This window comes from Pelagibius sp. (assembly GCF_965249265.1).
Lineage (GTDB): Bacteria > Pseudomonadota > Alphaproteobacteria > Kiloniellales > Kiloniellaceae > Pelagibius.
Genome location: NZ_OZ252224.1, coordinates 5,216,231 through 5,235,315, shown reverse-complemented (window position 1 = coordinate 5,235,315; position 19,085 = coordinate 5,216,231). Strand labels below are relative to the sequence as shown.

At 65.9% G+C, this 19,085-nt stretch carries 16 protein-coding genes; 12 read left to right on the top strand and 4 right to left on the bottom strand.

From position 1 onward, the window contains the following. Positions 1-29 precede the first annotated feature (29 nt). The gene (locus tag ACP146_RS24340) at positions 30-839 is read left to right on the top strand and encodes a gamma-glutamyl-gamma-aminobutyrate hydrolase family protein (protein ID WP_422369350.1); all 810 of its coding nucleotides are present in this window, start codon (positions 30-32) and stop codon (positions 837-839) included. A gap of 472 nt (positions 840-1,311) precedes the next feature. Further along, positions 1,312-2,103, top strand: a complete 792-nt coding sequence (gene xth / locus ACP146_RS24335) for an exodeoxyribonuclease III (RefSeq protein WP_422369349.1) — start codon at positions 1,312-1,314, stop codon at positions 2,101-2,103. Between the two features lie 291 nt (positions 2,104-2,394). Here the strand turns inward: xth and ACP146_RS24330 are convergent, their stop codons facing one another. The 3 genes from ACP146_RS24330 to ACP146_RS24320 form a co-directional block, all read right to left on the bottom strand. After that, positions 2,395-2,883, bottom strand: coding sequence for a class I SAM-dependent methyltransferase (locus ACP146_RS24330; protein WP_422369348.1), 489 nt, complete (start codon positions 2,881-2,883; stop codon positions 2,395-2,397). Between the two features lie 43 nt (positions 2,884-2,926). Beyond that, positions 2,927-3,376, bottom strand: a complete 450-nt coding sequence (locus tag ACP146_RS24325; protein ID WP_422369347.1) for a cyclic nucleotide-binding domain-containing protein — start codon at positions 3,374-3,376, stop codon at positions 2,927-2,929. Positions 3,377-3,454: 78 nt separating this feature from the next. Then, the gene (locus tag ACP146_RS24320; RefSeq protein ID WP_425032974.1) at positions 3,455-6,136 is read right to left on the bottom strand and encodes an ATP-binding cassette domain-containing protein; all 2,682 of its coding nucleotides are present in this window, start codon (positions 6,134-6,136) and stop codon (positions 3,455-3,457) included. Positions 6,137-6,433: 297 nt separating this feature from the next. Here ACP146_RS24320 and ACP146_RS24315 point away from each other — a divergent pair, with 297 nt between their 5' ends. The 10 genes from ACP146_RS24315 to ACP146_RS24270 all read left to right on the top strand — a co-directional run bounded on the left by ACP146_RS24315 (position 6,434) and on the right by ACP146_RS24270 (position 17,618). Then, on the top strand, positions 6,434-7,663 hold the full coding sequence (locus tag ACP146_RS24315; RefSeq protein WP_422369345.1) for a glycosyltransferase family protein: 1,230 nt from the start codon (positions 6,434-6,436) through the stop codon (positions 7,661-7,663). An 11-nt stretch (positions 7,664-7,674) separates the two neighbouring features. Further along, positions 7,675-9,018 carry a glycosyltransferase family 4 protein gene (locus ACP146_RS24310; RefSeq protein ID WP_422369344.1) on the top strand — a complete coding sequence of 448 codons (1,344 nt, stop codon included), beginning with the start codon at positions 7,675-7,677 and terminating at the stop codon, positions 9,016-9,018. An 85-nt stretch (positions 9,019-9,103) separates the two neighbouring features. Further along, positions 9,104-10,168, top strand: a complete 1,065-nt coding sequence (locus tag ACP146_RS24305; RefSeq protein WP_422369343.1) for a glycosyltransferase family 4 protein — start codon at positions 9,104-9,106, stop codon at positions 10,166-10,168. Further along, a complete protein-coding gene (locus tag ACP146_RS24300; RefSeq protein WP_422369342.1) occupies positions 10,165-10,779 on the top strand; it encodes a histidine phosphatase family protein in 615 nt (204 codons plus the stop codon). Before ACP146_RS24305 ends, ACP146_RS24300 begins: the two co-directional genes overlap by 4 nt. 72 nt (positions 10,780-10,851) lie before the next feature. Beyond that, positions 10,852-12,084, top strand: coding sequence for a glycosyltransferase family protein (locus tag ACP146_RS24295; RefSeq protein WP_422369341.1), 1,233 nt, complete (start codon positions 10,852-10,854; stop codon positions 12,082-12,084). Then, the gene (locus ACP146_RS24290; RefSeq protein WP_422369340.1) at positions 12,081-12,905 is read left to right on the top strand and encodes a polysaccharide deacetylase family protein; all 825 of its coding nucleotides are present in this window, start codon (positions 12,081-12,083) and stop codon (positions 12,903-12,905) included. Before ACP146_RS24295 ends, ACP146_RS24290 begins: the two co-directional genes overlap by 4 nt. Next, on the top strand, positions 12,902-13,435 hold the full coding sequence (locus ACP146_RS24285; RefSeq protein WP_422369339.1) for a hypothetical protein: 534 nt from the start codon (positions 12,902-12,904) through the stop codon (positions 13,433-13,435). Before ACP146_RS24290 ends, ACP146_RS24285 begins: the two co-directional genes overlap by 4 nt. A 36-nt stretch (positions 13,436-13,471) precedes the next feature. Continuing rightward, entirely contained in the window at positions 13,472-15,454 is a 1,983-nt protein-coding gene (locus ACP146_RS24280; protein WP_422369338.1) for a dipeptide ABC transporter ATP-binding protein, read from the top strand. Beyond that, the gene (locus ACP146_RS24275) at positions 15,448-16,446 is read left to right on the top strand and encodes an ABC transporter permease (protein WP_422369337.1); all 999 of its coding nucleotides are present in this window, start codon (positions 15,448-15,450) and stop codon (positions 16,444-16,446) included. The genes ACP146_RS24280 and ACP146_RS24275 overlap by 7 nt, the downstream gene beginning before the upstream one ends. Further along, on the top strand, positions 16,443-17,618 hold the full coding sequence (locus ACP146_RS24270) for an ABC transporter permease (protein ID WP_422369336.1): 1,176 nt from the start codon (positions 16,443-16,445) through the stop codon (positions 17,616-17,618). Before ACP146_RS24275 ends, ACP146_RS24270 begins: the two co-directional genes overlap by 4 nt. A gap of 62 nt (positions 17,619-17,680) precedes the next feature. Here the strand turns inward: ACP146_RS24270 and ACP146_RS24265 are convergent, their stop codons facing one another. After that, positions 17,681-19,006, bottom strand: a complete 1,326-nt coding sequence (locus tag ACP146_RS24265) for an adenylate/guanylate cyclase domain-containing protein (protein WP_422369335.1) — start codon at positions 19,004-19,006, stop codon at positions 17,681-17,683. Positions 19,007-19,085 lie beyond the last annotated feature (79 nt).

The following is a 19,085-nucleotide window of genomic DNA, read 5'->3' as shown; positions in this document are numbered from 1 at the left end:
CCGCGCGGCGCGGGCGTACCTAGAAAGGCATGAACGAGATGTCGAACTTCCCGGAAACCGCCCTGGTCGCCGTGCCGGCCTGTCTGCGCAATGTCGAGGGCCAGCCCTTTCATACCGTAGGCGACAAGTATGTGCGGGCCCTGGCGGTCTGCGCCGGGGCGACGCCGCTGATGATTCCGGCGCTGGGCGAGGACCTCTTGGCCCTGCGGGGCCTGCTGGCCCGGCTCGACGGGGTGATGATGACCGGCAGCCCCTCCAACGTGCACCCGGACCACTACGGCCAGCCAGAAACCCCGGAGGCCGAGCCCTTTGACCGGGCGCGCGATGCCACCAGTCTGGCGCTGATCCGGCTGGCGCTGGAGGAGGACGTGCCCTTTCTGGCCATCTGCCGCGGCTTCCAGGAACTGAACGTGGCCCTGGGCGGCAGCCTGCACCCCCGCGTGCACGAGATCGAAGGGCGCATGGACCATCGCCGCCCGCAGCATCCCGAGCTCGATGTGCAGTACGGGCCCAGGCATCCGGTGCGCCTGCGCCCCGGCGGACCCCTGGCGGCCATGGCGGGGGCGGAAACGCTGACGGTGAATTCGCTGCACTGGCAGGCGCTGGACCGGGTTGCCGGGGGCCTGACCGAAGAGGCCTGGGCCGAGGACGGCACGGTGGAGGCGGTCAGCGTGAACAGCGCGCGCGACTTTGCCCTGGGGGTTCAGTGGCACCCGGAATACAAAGCCTGGGAAGACCCCTTCTCCAGCCGGCTCTTCGCCGACTTCGGCGCGGCGGTTCAGGCCCGCGCGGCACGGAGAAAAACGGCGGAAAAGCCGCTTCTGAGCGCCACCACCTGAATACAGAGGTAAGCCGGGCGCAACCAGCCTCGGGTCCAAGTCATTGAAATTCAAAGCCCCCGGATGCACCCCCGCCAGCGGGAAATCCGCCGCGGCAAACAATCGTACGGCGCACGCAGATGTGAGATTGCAATGCGGGCGATCGATCCTAAATTAAGTGTTAACAGCCGGTGCCGCAAAGGCGTGCCGGCAAACTGCGGAAGAATGCATTCCCCTGCCTTTCTTCCGCTTCTCCGCGGAGAAACGGAACGCCCGGATCCCCCCCGACCGGGCGTTCCTTCTTCTCCAGCCCCCACTTCCAGACTCAAACTGTCAGGAGAGTTGCGTCCCGGGACGCGGCGCACTTGAAACCCTCCGCCAGGGCGCGATAGCTTCGCGGCAACGCCATCCGCTTTCGTTTCACGTCCGAAACGATCAACTTTTTCCGTTTCGACTGCGGAACGATATCCCTCCCTGCCACTTTGGAGCGCCCATGCCCCTCAGGATCGCCACCTGGAACGTCAACTCCCTGCGCCAAAGGATCGACCACCTGGCGCGCTTTGCCCAGGAACACGAACCGGACGTCATCTGCCTACAGGAGATCAAGATGACGACCGAGAGTTTTCCCGCGAAAACCCTGGCGGAAATGGGCTATCCGCATCACCAGGTGCACGGCCAGAAGGGCTATAACGGGGTGGCCATCATCTCGCGCCGGCGCTTCAGCAAACCGGACAGGCGGGTCTGGTGCGGACGCGACGACTGCCGCCACGTGGCGGTCACCGTCGGCGGCGTGGAGCTGCACAACTTCTACGTCCCGGCCGGCGGCGATGTTCCGGACCCGGAACAAAACGACAAATTCGCTCACAAGCTCCAGTTCCTCACGGAGATGGCCAAGTGGGCCCGCAAAGACAAGCTGGCGGACCGCAAGGCGGTGCTGGTCGGCGATCTGAATGTCGCGCCGCTGGAAAACGATGTGTGGAATCACAAGCGCTTACGGCGCAGCGTCGGCCATACGCCGGTGGAGGCCGAACACATGGCCAAGCTCTGGGCCGCCGGCGGCCTGATCGACGCGCCGCGCCATTTCATTCCGGAACCGGAACAGCTTTTCACCTGGTGGGGATACCGCTTTCCCCAGGCTTTCGCCAAGAACTACGGCTGGCGCCTGGACCATGTTCTGGTCACCGAAGCCCTGCGTAAGCGTATGAAAAACCTCACCATCGCCCGCGAAACGCGGACCTGGGAAAAGCCTTCGGACCATGTGCCGGTCGTTTTGGATCTGAAATGAATTTTTCCGCCCTAAGGGATGCTTTGGGGGGTCCATGAGGTCGTTCGCAGAGTCTTGCCGGTCGGTTAGCCAGCGCAGGAGGCTCCGTTATCTTCCCGCTGACGCGGGATGCCCCCTCACCCTCCCGCTTCGCGGGCCCCTCCCTCTCCCACGAGGGGAGAGGGGAATTACAGACGACGCTGTCATTTTGGTTCCCCCTCTCCCCTCGTGGGAGAGGGTCGGGGTGAGGGGGCTTTCCCGCGATAGCGGGAGGGGAAGGCAAGAGGACGGGAGCGAGCGCCCGAACGCGGCTCAGCCCTTGCGGTAGAGGTGGTAGCGGCCGGGGCGGACCTCCGGCGGCAAGGCCAGGGCCTCGGCCCCGGGCCAGCCGACATCCTGATCCGACGCCACCACACCACCGGGGGCGAGCAGCAGCGGCAGACGTGCGGCGACAAAGGCCGAGACCTTGGCGTCACGGTCGGCCCGGCCGCTGCCCAGATCGGCATGAACCAGCGCGACTTGACCGCTAAACCGCCCGACGGCGGCCTCCAGGGTGTCTTCCAGGTTCCCCTCGAAGAGGTGCTCGGCATCGGGGATGCAGTCAGGATGGGCGGCAACATTGCGCTCGAAGACGAAGATGTCCCGCCCCTGGCAGCCCTCGCGCAGATGGTCGTAGGTCCGTCCGTTGCCCAGACCCAGTTCGAAAACCGGTCCCGGCAGGCCCTGCACCAGGGCAATGGCTTCGTCGATACAGGCGCGTTGCGCCTGGACGCGGCGAATGAAGCTGTCGAGGCGACTCATGGCGGCGCGCTCCGATAAACAAAAACAAGGTTCATATATAGGGTCAGCCGGCGGCCCGCGCCTCGCGCAACTGGTTGGTGGTCTGTTCCAGCCGGTGTGCGAGAACCCGCATCACCTCGACCCCCATCTCCGGAAAATCCATAATCATGCGAAAGAACAGATCCTTGGTGATCTTCAGGGTCGCCAGTTCGGTCGCCGCCTGCACCGTCGCCGTGCGGGGGATATCGCAGAGAATGGCGATTTCGCCGATGATTTCGTTGTCGGAGAGCTGGGCGACCCGCAGGGGACCGTCGGCGGCGTCCACCAGGATGTCCGCGGTGCCCTCCAGAACGATATAGGCGGCATCCCCCATTTCGCCCTGGGCGAAGAGCGTCTGCCCGGATTTGTAGATCAGGCGCTCGCTGGCAAAGGCCATGAGTTTCAGCTTGGCCGGTTCGATCTGCGAAAAGATCGGAATACGCCGCAGGATCTCCACTTCTTGATCGATACTCATGCCCCGCTTCCTCGCTCCTCTATGTGTCTGGCGCGGGCTTGTTCCCCGCGCCTTTTTGGCCCCACGTCTTTTTGACAGCTACTCTGCCGCAACCAGATTTTTGAAAGTGCCGCCGTTGCGCGTCAGGTCCTGAAAGCTGCCCTGCTCGACCAGGCGCCCCTCGCCCATCACCAGGATGGTTTCGAAGCGGCTGGCCAGTTCCGGCCGCTGCAGCGTCCAGATCACGCCGCGGCCCTTGCGCATCGCCAGAATGTTGTCGATCAACCTTACCAGGCTCGCCCGGTCGAGCACCGAGGCGGCCTCGTTGACGATCAGAATGTCCGGCTGTTTCAGCAGGGCCCGGCCGATCGCCAGCTTCTGGCGCTGCGCGACCGAAAGACGCCCGCCGCCGATGCCGACGTTGTAATCGAGCCCGACCTCGATCACCGTCTTGCGCAGGCCCAGATCGTCAAGCACCTCGGCAAGGGTCGTGCCGATGGTCTCCTCCGCCTTTGCCTGGCCGTAGGCGAGGCGCCCGAAAAGGATGTTGTCCTGCAACGAGGCGGCGGCGTTGTAGGCATCGGCGACGTAGAACTCTACGGCGTCGGGACAGTCTTTCTTCAGGCGCTCGGCCAGCCGCACCCGGGCATCGACAAGCCGCCCGGCCATGGCTTCGTCGACCAGGCCGAGACGATGACGGGCTTCGACATAGTTGAACGGCAGGCCGCGCAGCAACTGGCGCGCCGCCTTGTCCAGGGCTTCCACCCCGGAATTCTCGACGCGGGTGACGATGGTGCGGAACTCCGGCAGCTCATCATCGCTGATGAAGCTGAACTGCTCGAAGAAGGGGTGACCCGGCGGCAGATCGGCAAAGATCTCGACCATGGTCTTGGCGATGGTCACGCCCATGGTGACAAAGGCATCCGTCAGGTCCGCCTCGCGCAGGACCTGGGCCAGCGTCTCGTTGGTGGCCAGCTTGTCGGAGACGAAGTCGGCGCGCTGCGGCGTGCCGAACAACAGGTTCTCCGCCACGCTAGCGTTCATGTTGTAGCGCTCGGCCTCGAAACGCACCACAAGGTCGTCATTGCCGCTGGTCGCCAGACGTTCGACCATCGCCGCCCGGGCCTTCAGAATGCCCTCCGCCACCTCCGGCTTGTCTTCGGGGTCGATGGTGCCGGTCAGCCCGAAGCGATAGGCATCATCGATCAGATCGACCACGGCGAGGACGTCCAGCAAACGCTCGGTCATGCCTTCCTTGTCGTCAGCGCCGGCAGCCGCGTAGTCGATCCAGTCGGCATTGATATCCAGAAGCGGGTTTCCGGCGCGCCGCGTTTCGGCGAGATCCGCCGCGCTGGTGGCGTGTTCCGCATCAGCCTCGATCACCGGACGGTGCTTCAGGCCGTAGAGCAGATTGTTCCGCAGCGAACCGGCAAAGTGATAGGCGTTCTGTCCGACATAGGAGAGACGCCGTCCGATCACCGCCGCGGGCAGTTCGCCGATGTCCTTGCCGGCGATCCAGAGATGGCCGGAGCTCGGCTGAACCAGGCCGGCCAGCAGCAGGCTGAGCTGTTCCATGCCGCTGCCGCTGCTGCCGACGATCGCAATGTGCTGGGTTACCTCGGTCGTGAAGCTGATGGACCGCAGCAGCGGAATGTCGTTCTCGTCGTTGAGGGTCAGGGCCGAAGCACTGATCTGACCGGCGAGCGGCGGCCCCGGATCGTTGTCCGCTGCCTGATGTTTCGGATCGATCATCTGCGGCGGCTGGAACTGATCGATGACCTGCTCGTACTTGATCTGCACGTCCAGGCGCTGCTGATCCCAGTCGATCAGTTCCTTGATCGGCGAGGGCAGGTCCTTATAGGCGGCAATGACCGCAACCAGCGCGCCGATATCCAGATGGCCGGAAATCGCCAACAGGCCGCCGCCGAGGTAGAAGACGAAAGGCGTGAACTGGGCGAGCAGATTGTTGAGGAATTTGACGAAGAACTTCCGCTGATAGATTTCGTAGCGGATGTTGAAAATGCGCCCCAGGCGGGAGGTGAGATCGGCGCGCTCGTAGTTCGTGGTGTCGTTGGCTTGAACCTCGACGGCACCGTCGATCAGCTCGCCGATGCGCCCGGCCAGCATACGCGCGGTGAGCTGTCTTTCGCGTCCCAGGACCAGGATGCGCTTGCGCAGCTTGGGAATGAGAAAAGCCTGAAAAAGAACCACCGCCGCCGCCACCATGCCGAGCCAGATCGACTGCACCATGATGAAGATCAGCGCCGTGAGCGCCTGACCGCCGAGGAACAGCGGCGTGGCGAAGGCATCGCCGATGAAACCGCCCAGCGGTTCCACCTCGTCCTTGATCATGGTCGCCATCTCGGAGGGCTTGACCCGGCGGACATGGATCAGGGGGAAACGCAGGATGCGGTCGCTGAGTTCGTAGCGCAGGCGGCGCAGCAGACGCTCGCCCATACGGCCCTTGCGGGTGTTGATGACGAACTTGAAGAGACCGTTGACGAGCACCAGGGTCAGAAACGAGAGGCTCAGCGCCAGCAGCATGTCGGCCTGATCCAGCGACAGGCCATCGAACAGCGTGACTGGCCGGCCGAACAGCGCTTCGCCGAAGGGCAGATCCAGACTCATGAAGCTCTGGGTCGCACCGGGGCCGTCGAAACCCTGGCCCTGAATGCCTTCGTTGACGATCTGCTTGGGCAGGTTCGCGAGAAGTAATAGAACGGCAGAGACAGCAGAACCAGGAACACGATAACCAATTGTTCCGGTTTGCTGTGCCGCCACACATACTTGAAAATACTTGGTTCCATACCCCTCGTCGATCCGCGCTAACCGCTTGATCCTGCGGTCAGCTCCAGCCCTTCTCCAGTGGCAACTTAGCCCAAGGCCCGGAATGGGTAAACGGTCGCCCCGAACTGGCTCTCCAGGGCGATTCCATCAATTCCACATCTGCTCCGGCGGCGGCAAGAGGCCCGCGATCACGCTTTCGTTGGTCTACGAGCGGGTTTTTCAGCAGGCTTCCTGCACAGCCGGGCCTGTGCCATAGTCGCGCCCGCGTGCAATGAGACGGGAGAATGCGGCGTGCAGGAAAGCCGCAGAGGCAAGCGGGTCCTCATCTACAGCCACGACAGCTTCGGCCTCGGCCACTTGCGCCGCTGCCGGGAAATTGCGCACACCCTGGCCGAGGCGCACAAGGCGCTGTCGGTGCTGATTCTCTCCGGATCGCCGATCATCGGCTCCTTCGACTTTCGCGCCCGCGTCGACTTCGTGCGCGTGCCGGGGGTGATCAAGCTGCGCAACGGCGACTACACCTCGCTGGCACTGCACATCGATATCGAGCAGACCATGGCGATGCGCGAGTCGATCATCGAGCATACCGCCAAGGCCTTCGATCCCGATCTCTTCATCGTCGACAAGGAACCGCTCGGCCTGCGCGGTGAGGTTGAGGGCACCCTGGCAATGCTCGGAGGGCGCGGCACCCCCTGCGTGCTGGGCCTGCGCGACGTGATGGACGAGCCCGGCCTGCTGGCGCCGGAATGGGAGCGCAAACAGGTGGTGCCCGCCCTGGCCCGCTACTACAACGACATTTGGATCTACGGCCTGCCGCAGATCTGCGATCCGCTGGAGGGCATCGCGCTGCCGGATTCCGTGCGCAGCAAGATGAGCTATACCGGCTATCTGCGCCGCGGCATCCCGGAAGCGGCGGCACAGGTGACCCTGGAGAAGATCAAGGACCCCTTTATCCTGGTCACCGTCGGCGGCGGCGGCGACGGCGAGGCGATTATCGACTGGGTCCTGCGCGCTTACGAGGACGACCCGGACCTGCCTCATCCGGCGCTGCTGGTTCTGGGGCCCTTCATGAACAGCGAGGTGCAGAGCGACCTTCAGGCCCGTGTCGCCAAGCTCGACAAGGTCGAGGCGATCACCTTTGAAGCGCGCATCGAAAACCTGATGGCGCAGGCCGCCGGGCTGGTCTGCATGGGCGGCTACAACACCTTCTGCGAAGTCCTTTCCTTCGATAAGCGCGCCCTTCTCGTGCCCCGCACCGAACCGCGCATGGAGCAGTACATCCGGGCCTCGCGCGCGCAGGATCTGGGTCTGGTCCGCATGCTCCAGGACAACGGGCACCGCGACGCCCGGACGATGGCCGACGCCCTGCGCAGCCTGCCGCAGCAACACCTGCCTTCCGAAGTCGTCGTACCCGGCCTTCTCGACGGGCCCAAGAACGTGGTCCGGCTGGCCGACCACTGGTTGGAACAGGGCAGCGAAGGGCTTGAATTGGCTGAAGCCGTGACCCTGGGGCAGGGGTAACACCGGTCGCAATGCAGCCTGCCAATACCGACCCCCAACCGGACCGCCTGAGGCAGAGCCCTTCGGCGCAGGCGTCCGGCGCAGGCTCCCCGGCCATCGCCGTGGTTCTGAAGGGCTATCCCCGCCTTTCCGAGACCTTTATCGCCCAGGAACTGCTGGCGCTTGAGCGGCGCGGGTTCCGGCTGCAACTGGTTTCGCTGCGCCATCCGACCGATACCAAGCGCCATCCGATCCACGGCGAGATCACCGCGCCGGTCAGCTACCTGCCGGAATACCTCTATCAGGAACTGCCGAGGGTGTGGCGGAGCTGGCGCCGGGCCCGCAGGCTGCCGGGCTACCGCCTGGCCCGGCGCACCTTCCTTCAAGATCTCTGGCGCGACCGCACACCGAACCGTATCCGCCGCTTCGGACAGGCCTGCGTCCTGGCCGCGGAGCTGCCGCAGGACGTCGAAAGGCTCTACGCCCACTTCCTCCACACGCCGGCCTCCGTGGCGCGCTATGCGGCCATGATGCGGGGCCTGCCCTGGTGTGCTTCGGCCCACGCAAAGGACATCTGGACCCTGCCGGACTGGGAAAAGCGCGAAAAGCTGGCCGACCTGGACTGGCTGGTCACCTGCACCGCCTATGGTGCCGAGCATCTGCGCGGCTTGGCGCCGGAAGCCGGGCGGGTGGGTCTGGTCTATCACGGGCTCGATCTCAGCCGCTTTGCTGCCCCTGCCGCCTTACCGGCGGCGTCTCCTGAGGCAGCAGCGCGCAACGGCAGCAGCCCGGCGGCGGCGGTGCACCTGCTCTCGGTCGGGCGTCTGGTCGAAAAAAAGGGCTATGACGACCTGCTGGCGGCCCTCGCCGCCCTGCCGCCGGACCTGCACTGGCAGCTCACCCAGATCGGCGGGGGGCCGCTTGCCCAAAAACTGGAACAGCAGGCGGAAGAGCTGGGGCTGAGCGGACGGATTTCCTGGCTTGGGCCCCAGGCGCAGGAGGCGGTGCTGGCGCAGTACCGCAGCGCCGACCTTTTCATCCTGGCCAGCCGCATCGCCCGCAGCGGCGACCGCGACGGCCTGCCCAACGTGCTGATGGAGGCCCAGAGCCAGGGCCTGGCCTGCCTGGCCACGGCGGTTGCGGCGATTCCGGAGCTGATCGAAGACGGGGTCAGCGGTGTTCTGGTGCCGCCGGAGGATCCCGCCGCCCTGGGCCGGGCGCTGGCCGGCCTGATCGCCGACCCCGGCCTCAGATCCCGGCTTGGCCGCGCCGGCGAGGCCCGAATTCGCAGGGATTTTGATATGCACAGGGGGATCGATGCTTTAGACCGGTTGCTGAGATCCGGAAAAGCGCACAAAAGCGCCGAATCGCTGTAGGGTAGTCCTGTTCCAGACCATGCGTATCGCCTTTTATGCCCCACTGAAACCGCCGACCCACGCGAACCCCTCCGGGGATCGCCTGATGGCGCGGCTGCTGATGCAGGCCCTGGAACAGGCCGGCCACGACGTCACCCTGGCCAGCCGCTACCGCAGCCGGGAGGCTGCCGGCGATGCAAAGCGCCAGACAAGGCTGCAGAAGACCGGCGCCCGCCTAGCCGAACGGCTGATCCGGCGCTATCGGGCGCTGCCGGCACGCCAGCGCCCGCAACTCTGGTTCACCTATCACCTCTACTACAAGGCGCCGGACTGGATCGGCCCGGCCGTCGCCAAGGCCTTGAAGATCCCCTATGTGGTGGCCGAGGCTTCGGTTGCGCATAAGCGCGCCAGCGGGCCCTGGGCAGCCAGCCACCGCGCAGTGCTACAGGCCCTGGAACAGGCCGCGGCGGTGGTCACCCTGAACCCGCTCGACGCCAAGCTGATCCCCGACCAGGCAAAGGTCCGCACCCTTAAGCCCTTTCTCGACACCGCGCCCTACGACGCGGTCCTCGCGCTGCGCGACGACTACCGTCAGGCCCTGGCCCGCGAGCAGCACCTGGACCCGGAAATGCCCTGGCTGCTGGCCGCCGCCATGACCCGGCGCGGCGACAAGCTGGCCTCCTACCAGATGCTGGCCCAGGCGCTGCGGGCGATCCCGGACATGCCCTGGCAGCTCGTGGTCGCCGGCGACGGCGAAGCCTATGAAGAGGTGCGCCAGGCCTTTGCCTGGGCGATGCCGGAGCGGGTGCGCTTTCTCGGCCTGGTCCAGCCCGAAGTGATGCCGGCGCTTTACAGCGCCTGCGACCTGCTGGTCTGGCCGGCGGTGAACGAGGCCTATGGCATGGCGCTGCTGGAGGCCCAGGCTGCCGGCCTGCCGGTCGTCGCCGGGCGCAGTCCGGGGGTGGAGAACGTCGTCGCGGAAGGCGTTACCGGTTATCTCTGCGACCCCGGCCTCGCCACCTTTGCCGCCAGCGTACGGGAAATCCTGACCCAGACCGCAAGCCGCGCCGCCATGGGCGAGGCGGCGCCGCGGATGGTGGCGGAGAATCACAGCCTGCTGGCCGCCGCCCGCCGCCTGAACAGCATCCTGGAAGAAGCGAGCCGCGGTTGACGGCGCTGCTGCTGATCCGCCACGGCCCGACCGCCTGGAACGAGCAGGGCCTGATCCAGGGGCGCAGCGATCCCCCGCTTTCCGACAAGGGGCGCAGCACGGTAGTGCGCTGGTGCCTGCCGGCGGCAGCCGACAACGCCGACTGGATCGTCAGCCCGCTTCAGAGGGCAAGACAGACCGCCGAAATCCTCAACCGCAAGGTCCTGCGGGGCGGCGCCCTGCGGCCCGAACCGCGGCTGGTCGAGGCGGACTGGGGCGCCTGGGAAGGCCGACGCCTTGCCGAGCTGCGCGCCGAGGGCGGTGCGCAGATGGCCGAAAACGAAGCGCGGGGCCTGGATTTTCAGCCCCCCAAAGGCGAAAGTCCCCGGATGGTCCAGCAGCGGCTGGCCCCGCTGTTGTCAGAACTTGCCGACCGTCGGCAAACTGTCGTCGCGGTGACGCACAAGGGCGTGATCCGGGCGCTCTACGCCCTTGCCAGCGGCTGGGACATGCGCGAAAAGCCAGCGGACAAGCTGCAATGGTCCTGCGCCCACGGCTTTGAGCTGTCCGCAGGGGGCAAGCTGCGGATATCGGAACTCAACATCCCGCTGCAGACGGAAAACAAGGGATAGAGAGGCGGAAACGGGGTTTTGGCGAGACAAACACAAGCAGATGAGACGGCAACGGAAGCTAACGGAACATCGATGGGCGGCGACACCTGCGATGTGATGCTCTATGTCCAGCACCTGCTGGGCATCGGCCATGTCCGCCGTGCTGCGGTGCTGGCCCGCGCCCTCCAGCGCGCCGGTTTGAAAGTCGTTTTCGTCACCGGCGGCCTGCCGATCGGCGACCTCGGCTTTTCCGACCTGCCGGGCCTGCCGTCCATCGAGGTGGTGCAACTGGCGCCGGCCCGCGCCCAGGATGAGACCTTTGCGGTTCTGGTCGACGCCGACGACCGCCCGGTCGACGAGGCCTGGATGGACGCGCGCCGGGGTGAGTTGCTGGCGGTCTACCGCCGCTGCCGGCCCCGGGTGGTGATGATCGAGCTTTATCCTTTCGGGCGGCGCAAGATGCGCTTCGAGCTGGAACCGCTGATCGCAGAGGCCCGCGCGGACCAGCCGCCGGCGCTGATCGCCTGCTCCCTGCGCGACATCATCAATCGGCCGGAAAAGGCCGACAAGGCCGTCTGGATGCTGGACACCTTCCGCCGCGGTTTCGACCTGCTCTACGTCCACGGCGACCCGGACTTCTTCAATCTCGAAACCAGCTTCCCCGAAGCGGCCACGCTGGCCGAACGGCTGCATTACACCGGTTACGTGACCGAGGCCGGGCGGCAGTTGCCGCCGCCCCAGGCAGACGATCCGGAAGCCGGCCATGGCGAGGTCATCGTCTCCGTCGGCGGCGGGGCCGTCGGCCGCCACCTTGTCGAAGCGGCCCTGGAGGCCAAGGCCCTGTCGCCGCTGGCCGATGCCCCCTGGCGGGTGCTGATCGGCCCCAACATGCCGGAATCAGCGTTTCAGGAAGTCGTTGCCGCCGCCCCGGCGGGCGTCAAGGTCGAGCGGGCGCGCAGCGACTTCGCCCTGCTGCTGACCCGGGCGCGCCTGTCGATCAGCCAGGGCGGCTACAATACCCTGATGGAGGTCATGGCCGCCGGCCTGCCCGGCATCGTCGTGCCCTTTGCCGGCGGCACCGAAACCGAGCAGACCCTGCGCGCCGGCATCCTGGCCGAGCGCGGCTATCTGACCGTTGTCGACGAGGCGGGCCTGAACGGCGCCAGCCTGGCCGCCGGCATAACCCGGGCCCTGGAAGCCCCTCGGGAGCAGAAACCGAAGCCCTTCGCCATGGACGGCGCCGACGAAACCGCACGCCATCTGATCGCGAAGCTGGCGGAGAGAGATTTGGCAGCGCCGGACGGACGGCGGGAGCGTGAGGCGTGAGCGACTGGCGGCCTCTGGATCAGGAACTGGACCGCTGGGCCGCGGCGGGCCGGAAGGCGACTCTGTGGTGGCGCGACGACGATGCCGGAGCGCCGACCGCCGCCCTGGAGCGCCTGCTCGATCTCGCGGCCCGCAGCGGTCAACCGCTGGCCCTGGCGGTCATTCCCGACCGCGCGGAGGCCGCCCTGGCCGAACGCCTTTCAAAACAGGCCCCTGACATCGCGGTCCTGCAGCACGGCTTCGCCCACCGCAACCACGCGCCGGACGGCGAGAAGAAATGCGAACTCACGGCGCCGCGGCAACGGCCGGAAACGCCGGAAGAACTGGGCCGTGGCCGGGAGATCCTGAAGGCGCTCTTCGGTGCCCGGGCGCTGCCGGTTCTCGTCCCGCCCTGGAATCGTATCGATCCCGAAATGACGGCGGCGCTGCCGGCGCTGGGTTTCACCGGCCTCTCGACCTACAAGGCCCGCAAGCAACCGCAACCCCGGCCGGGCCTGCAGCAGGTGAACTGTCATCTGGACATTCTGCAGTGGCGCCCGGAACGCCGCTTCCTCGGTTTCGCCGAGGCCGTTGCCCTGCTGACGGATCATCTGAGGGCCCGGCGCGAAGGCAACGCCGATCCGGCGGAGCCGAGTGGAATCCTGAGCCACCACGCGGTGCATGACGAGGCCGCCTGGGCCTTTCTCGAAGACCTGCTGGAGCGGCTCGCCCGCCATCCGGCGGTCCGGTTCCTGCCGGCCGTCGAGGCCTTTGCGCCCGACCGCCGGCTGGAGACCGGCCAGCCCGCCCAAGCAGGCCGGCGCGCCGGAGGCGGCGCATGATCGTCCTGCGCTATCCGCCGAAGGTCCTCACCGGGGACTATCTGCGCTCCGGCGCCGGCCTTGTCGTCGGGCTCGGGGTGCTCTCGGCGGTGCCGCCGAGCCTGCCGATCCTGATCATCTTCGGCGGCATCGCCCTGCTGTTCGGCATCTTCGGTATCCGCACCCTGCACCGCCACAAGCTGGAGGTTGTGCTCGACGAAGGGGAAATCGCCTGCCGGGGGCTGACCACCCGGGTGCTGCCCTGGGCGGCGCTGGAGCTGGTGAAGCTGCGCTACTTCGGTACGCGCCGGGGAAAGCGCAGCGTTCTGGGCGGCAGCTTCATGGAGCTGACCCTGAAAGGCGCCGGCGTCACCCTGAAGTTTGAATCGAGCCTGGAGGATTTCGAGAAACTGGCGGAGGTATCGGCGCGTGCTTCCAACCGCAAAGGGCTCGAGCTGGACCCGGCGACGGCGAGCAATCTGATCGAGCTGGGCGTCGACGGCGCCGCAACGGACGGAGCGGGGTGTGATTCCCCGCCAAACGTCCTATAAACGCTGCTTCACGGGGTAGGGGGAACTGGGGTAAAGGTGCGGAACCTGCTGCACATTAGAGACTTGCGGATCAGCTTTGATCTGCCGGAGGGGCGCCTGCAGGCGGTGCGCGGGGTGAATTTCCGCGTGCCGGCGGGCCGCACCGTGGCCCTGGTGGGCGAGTCCGGATCCGGCAAGTCGGTGGTCAGTCAGGCGATCATGGGCATTCTGCCGCGCAGCGCGGCCATCGACAGCGGGCGCATTCTGCTGAACGATCCGGCGACCGCTGACGAGGTCATCGATATCGCCAGTCTGAATCCCGACAGCCAGCAGATGCGCGACATCCGCGGCAGCCGCATCTCGATCATCTTCCAGGAGCCGATGACCTCTCTATCCCCGGTTCACACGGTCGGCAATCAGATCTGCGAGGCGCTGCATCTGCACCGTCAGGTCAGCACCGCCGAGGGCCTCTCACTGGCGACCGAGATGCTGCGTCTGGTCGGCTTCCCGGACCCGGCCAAAGCGATCAAGACCTATCCCTTCGAACTCTCCGGCGGGCTGCGCCAGCGCGCCATGATCGCCATGGCGCTGGTCTGCCGCCCGGCCCTGCTGATCGCCGACGAACCGACGACGGCGCTGGACGTGACCATCCAGGCGCAGATCCTGAAACTGATCAAAGACCTGCAGGCCGAGTTGGGCATGGCGGTGCTGATGATCACCCACGATCTGGGCGTGGTGGCCAACGTCGCCGACGAAGTGGTGGTGATGTATCACGGCGAGATCATGGAAAGCGGCAGCCTGGAGGATATCTTCCGGGCGCCGGAGCATCCCTATCTCTCCGCCCTGCTGCGCGCCGTGCCAAGGTTTCATATGAAGCCGGGCGAGCGCCTGGTCCCGATCCGCGAAATCAAGAAGCAGGAGGACGGCGCCTTCCTGGCCCAAAAGGCCGAACGCGATGCGGGCGCCGACCCGACCATCCTGAAGGTCGAAGGCATCACCAAGCGCTTCTCGATCCGCAAGTCCGGCCTCTTCGGCAGCGGCGGCGAGGAAAGCGCGGTGCTGGCCGTCGACGACGTCACCCTGACGGTGCGGCGCGGCGAGTGCCTGGGCCTGGTCGGGGAGAGCGGCTGCGGCAAGACCACCCTGTCGAAGATGATCATGCGCGCGCTCACCCCCGACAGCGGCAGCATCAGCTTCACCGGCGGACGGCCCGGCGATGAAACGACCGACGTGCTGGCCCTGAAGGACAAGGACCTGATGGCCTTCCGCCGCGAGATCCAGTTCGTCTTCCAGGACCCCTTTTCCTCCCTCAACCCGCGCATGACCGTCGGCGAGATCATCGCCGAGCCGCTGGTCATCCACGGCATCGGCAGCCCAGCCGAGCGGCGCCGGGTGGTGGAGGAACTGATGGGCGTCGTCGGCCTCAACCGCCAGCACATCCAGCGCTATCCTCACAGCTTCTCCGGCGGCCAGCGCCAGCGCATCGGCATTGCCCGCGCCCTGGCCCTGCGGCCCCAGCTGCTGATCTGCGACGAGCCGGTCTCGGCCCTCGACGTGTCGATCCAGGCCCAGGTCCTGAACCTGCTGAAGGACCTGAAGCAGGATCTCGGCCTGACCTACATCTTCATCAGCCATAACCTGGCGGTGGTGGATTACATCGCCGACCGCATCGCCGTGATGTGCCGCGGCCGCCTGGTCGAACTGGCGCCGCGCGAGAGCCTGTTCCGCGCCCCGGCCCATCCCTACACAAAGGCCCTGCTGTCGGCGGTGCCGGAACCCAACCCCAGCCAGCGTCTCGACCTGACGGCGCTGATGCAGGGCCGCGCCTCCGACCCCACGGCCTGGCCGGCGCCCTTCACCATCGACGGCCAACACCGCATGACCCTGGTGGAGATCGGCGACGGCCACTACGTGCGCGCCCGCGCGGACGGCAAGCCCGAGGTGATGCGCTGCCGCCCGGCGGCCCCGGAGTCCGCAAAGGTTCCTTCGCCAACCCCTTCTGCCGAACGGGAGAGCACAAAGGGCGGGGTCGGATGCTGAGTTACTTCGCCCGCCGCCTGCTGGTGATGATCCCGACCCTGCTGGTGATCAGCCTGGTGGTCTTCTTCATCATCCAGTTGCCGCCCGGCGACTTTCTGGAAACCCACATCGCCGAACTGCTGGCCCAGGGCGAGACGGTCGATTCCGACCGCATCGCCTTCCTGCGCGAACAGTACGGCCTCGACAAACCGGTCATCGAGCAATACTGGGGCTGGCTGATCGGCCTGCTGCAGGGCGATCTCGGCTACTCCTTCGAATTCGAACTGCCGGTCTCCGAGGTGATCGGCAACCGCTTCTGGTTCACCGTCCTGCTGGCCGTCGCCACGACCATCTTCACCTACGTCCTCTCCTTTCCGATCGGCATCTACTCCGCGGTCCGGCAGTATTCGGTGGGCGACTATGCGGCGACCCTGGTCGGCTACTTCGGCCTCGCCATGCCGAACTTCCTCTTTGCCCTGGTGCTGCTCTACTACGCCAACGTCTGGTTCGACCTTTCCATCGGCGGGCTGATGGATCCGCGTTTTGTCGATGCGCCCTGGACCTTCGAAAAGGTGCTGTCGGTCATCAATCATCTCTGGATACCGATGCTCGTCATCGGCACCTCGGGCACCGCCGCGATGATCCGCCGGCTGCGCGCCAACATGCTGGACGAACTGCAGAAGCAATACGTCGTCACGGCGCGGGCCAAGGGCCTCTCGCCGACGAAGATCATCCTGAAGTACCCGCTGCGTCTGGCGCTCAATCCCTTTATCGCCGACATCGGCATGCTGTTGCCGGCCATCGTCTCCGGCGCCGCGCTGGTCTCCATCGTCATGGACCTGCCGACCAACGGCCCGCTGATGCTGCGCGCCCTGCAAAGCCAGGACATGTTCCTGGCCGGCGCCTTTCTGATGTTCGAGGCGACGCTGGTGGTGATCGGGGTGTTCCTCTCCGACGTGCTGCTCGCCATGCTCGACCCGCGCATCCGGCTTGGGGGGTCTTCGTCGAAATGAGCGACCGCGACCTGCGCCCGGGCGAAGAGCTGCCCCATTATGTGAACAGGGAGCCATTCGATCCCTACCGCGCCGACACGCTGACGCCGGAGCAGGAACGCTATTACCAGGCATCGCAGTGGAAGATCATGTGGTGGAAGTTCCGCCGGCATAAGCTTGCGCTCTGGTCCGCCTGGTTCCTGATCGCAATGTACTTCGCCATCGTGATCTGCGAATTCCTGACGCCCTACAACCTGCATACGCGCGATACCCAGCACATCTACGCACCGCCGCAGGCCCTGCATCTTTTTCATGAAGGCGAGTTCATCGGGCCTTTCGTCTACGGCTACGACTACCGGCTGAACATGGAGAACCTGGCCCGCGAATACGTGCCCAGTCCCGACAAGGTTCAGCCGGTCCGGTTTTTCTGTTCCGGCGATCCCTACAAGTTCTGGGGCCTCATCGACGCCGATCTGCATCTCTTCTGTCCGGCCGAAGGCGGCACCCTCTATCTCTTCGGCACTGACCGCCTGGGCCGCGACATGTTCAGCCGCATCATCTACGGCGCGCGCATTTCACTGACGATCGCCTTCATCGCGGTGGCCATCTCCTTCATCCTCGGCGTGATCATCGGCGGCGCCGCCGGTTACTACGGCGGCATGGTGGACGCGGTGGTGCTGCGGATCATCGAACTGATCCGGTCCTTCCCCGAGTTGCCGCTGTTCATGACACTCTCGGCGCTGCTGCCGGTCACCTGGTCGCCCATCGGCGTCTTCGTCGGGATCTCGGTGATCATCGGCTTTCTCGACTGGCCCGGCCTTGCCCGCGCCGTGCGCGCCAAGATCCTGTCGTTGCGCGAAGAAGACTTCACCACCGCCGCACAGTTGATGGGCGCTTCCCCCAGCCGCATCATCGGCCGCCACCTGCTGCCCAGCTTCACCAGCCACCTGATCGCCTCGGTTTCGCTGTCGGTGCCGACGGCCATCCTCGGCGAAACCGCCCTGTCGTTTCTCGGCATCGGTCTGCGCCCGCCGGTAACCTCCTGGGGCGTGCTGCTGAACGAGGCCCAGGACATCAACGTGGTGGTGATCTATCCCTGGCTGATGCTGCCGGTGGTGCCGCTGTTCCTGGTGGTGCTGGCTTTCAACTTCCTGGGCGACGGTCTGCGCGACGCGGCCGATCCCTATAAGTAGGCCGAAGCCTACTCTGATTTTCGGGAGCGGGCTGGAACCGCTTCGACAATAGACGAGACGCCTTAAGGCGCGACGACGACAAGGCCCATGCTGTCCTTCACGCCGCCGACCTGCACCGCCGGCAGCTGTTTCATCTGGCCGGACGGCTGGTAGCCCTGGGCCACGGCAAGCTCATAGGCTTCGCGATCGCAGATCGCCCGGACGCCGAGATCCTTGTTGTGCTTTTCCAGCTTGGCCGAAAGATTCACCGCGTCGCCGATCACCGTGTACTCCAGGCGGCTGTCGTCGCCCACCGCGCCGAAAAGGATCGGGCCCGCGGCGACGGCACCGTTCACGGCCGGACAACTGCGCCCTTCGGCCTCGCAGGCTGTCTTCCAGGCAGCAGCGGCGGCCATGGCATCCTCCAGCGCACGCAGCGCATCGGCGGCATAGGTTTCCGACGGCTCCGCCGCGCCGAAGGTCGCCATGATGCCGTCGCCGAGGAACTTGTCGATGGAGCCGCCGTGGCGCTGGATCACCGGCACCATCTGTTGCTGGTAGTCGGCCAGCAGACTCATCACCTGGTCCGGCGGCGCCTCGCCGGCCATGCGGGTGAAGCCGCGCATGTCGAGATTGAGGATCGCGGCCTGGCGCAGTTCGCCGGTACCGGCGCGGATCTCATCTTCCGAGCCTTTGATCCGCTTGGCGATCTCCGGCGCGAAGAAGCGCGACAGCTCCTGCGCCGCCGCCTGTTCGGAGACCGAGCGCACCAGCAGGCTCTTGGCCCGCGCCAGCGCAATGGCGATCAGTCCGGTGACCATGAGGATCGAGATGATCTTGTCGAACTCGGCGCCCAGCAAAACCGAGTTGGAGGTCATGTAGGCGACGTAGTCGCGGGTGATCATGGTGTCGAAGGGATCGTAGTAGATCACGTAGAGGATCATCAGGCCCCAGCCGATCGCCGCCACGACGCCGGCCAGCAGCACGAAGCGGGCGTCGAAACGCAACGCCCTCAGTGCAATGAAAATGAAGACGTAGAGCAAGGTCGGCGCCTTCAGATAGAAGGACGCCGGCTGCATGTACTGGATGTGGAAGCTCCAGATCAGCACCATCAGCAGCGTCATGTCGAAGAACACCGAGACCGCCAGCGACCAATCCGGCAGCCGCCCGAGATGGGACCAGATGACACGGATCACGGTGAGCACGAGGTAGATCGAGAGGGCCCAGGGCACCGGCGCGAACTCGACCTCGGGCTTCGGTGAAATCAGGTAGAGGGTGCCGAAGATGACGACGATGCCAAGCTGAATCCAGGAGATCAGCCGCTCGGTCGCGTTCTCCTGTTCGCGGACCGCCGCCTTGACCCGCTCCGGCAGACCGGCTTCAGGATCCTTGCGCCACCAGCTCAGCATGGCCTTTTCCCAAGTAGAATTCCGAGTCCGGCCAAAGGCTGCCTCCTTGATCGGCAGTGCGATCCGGACCCCGGACCCA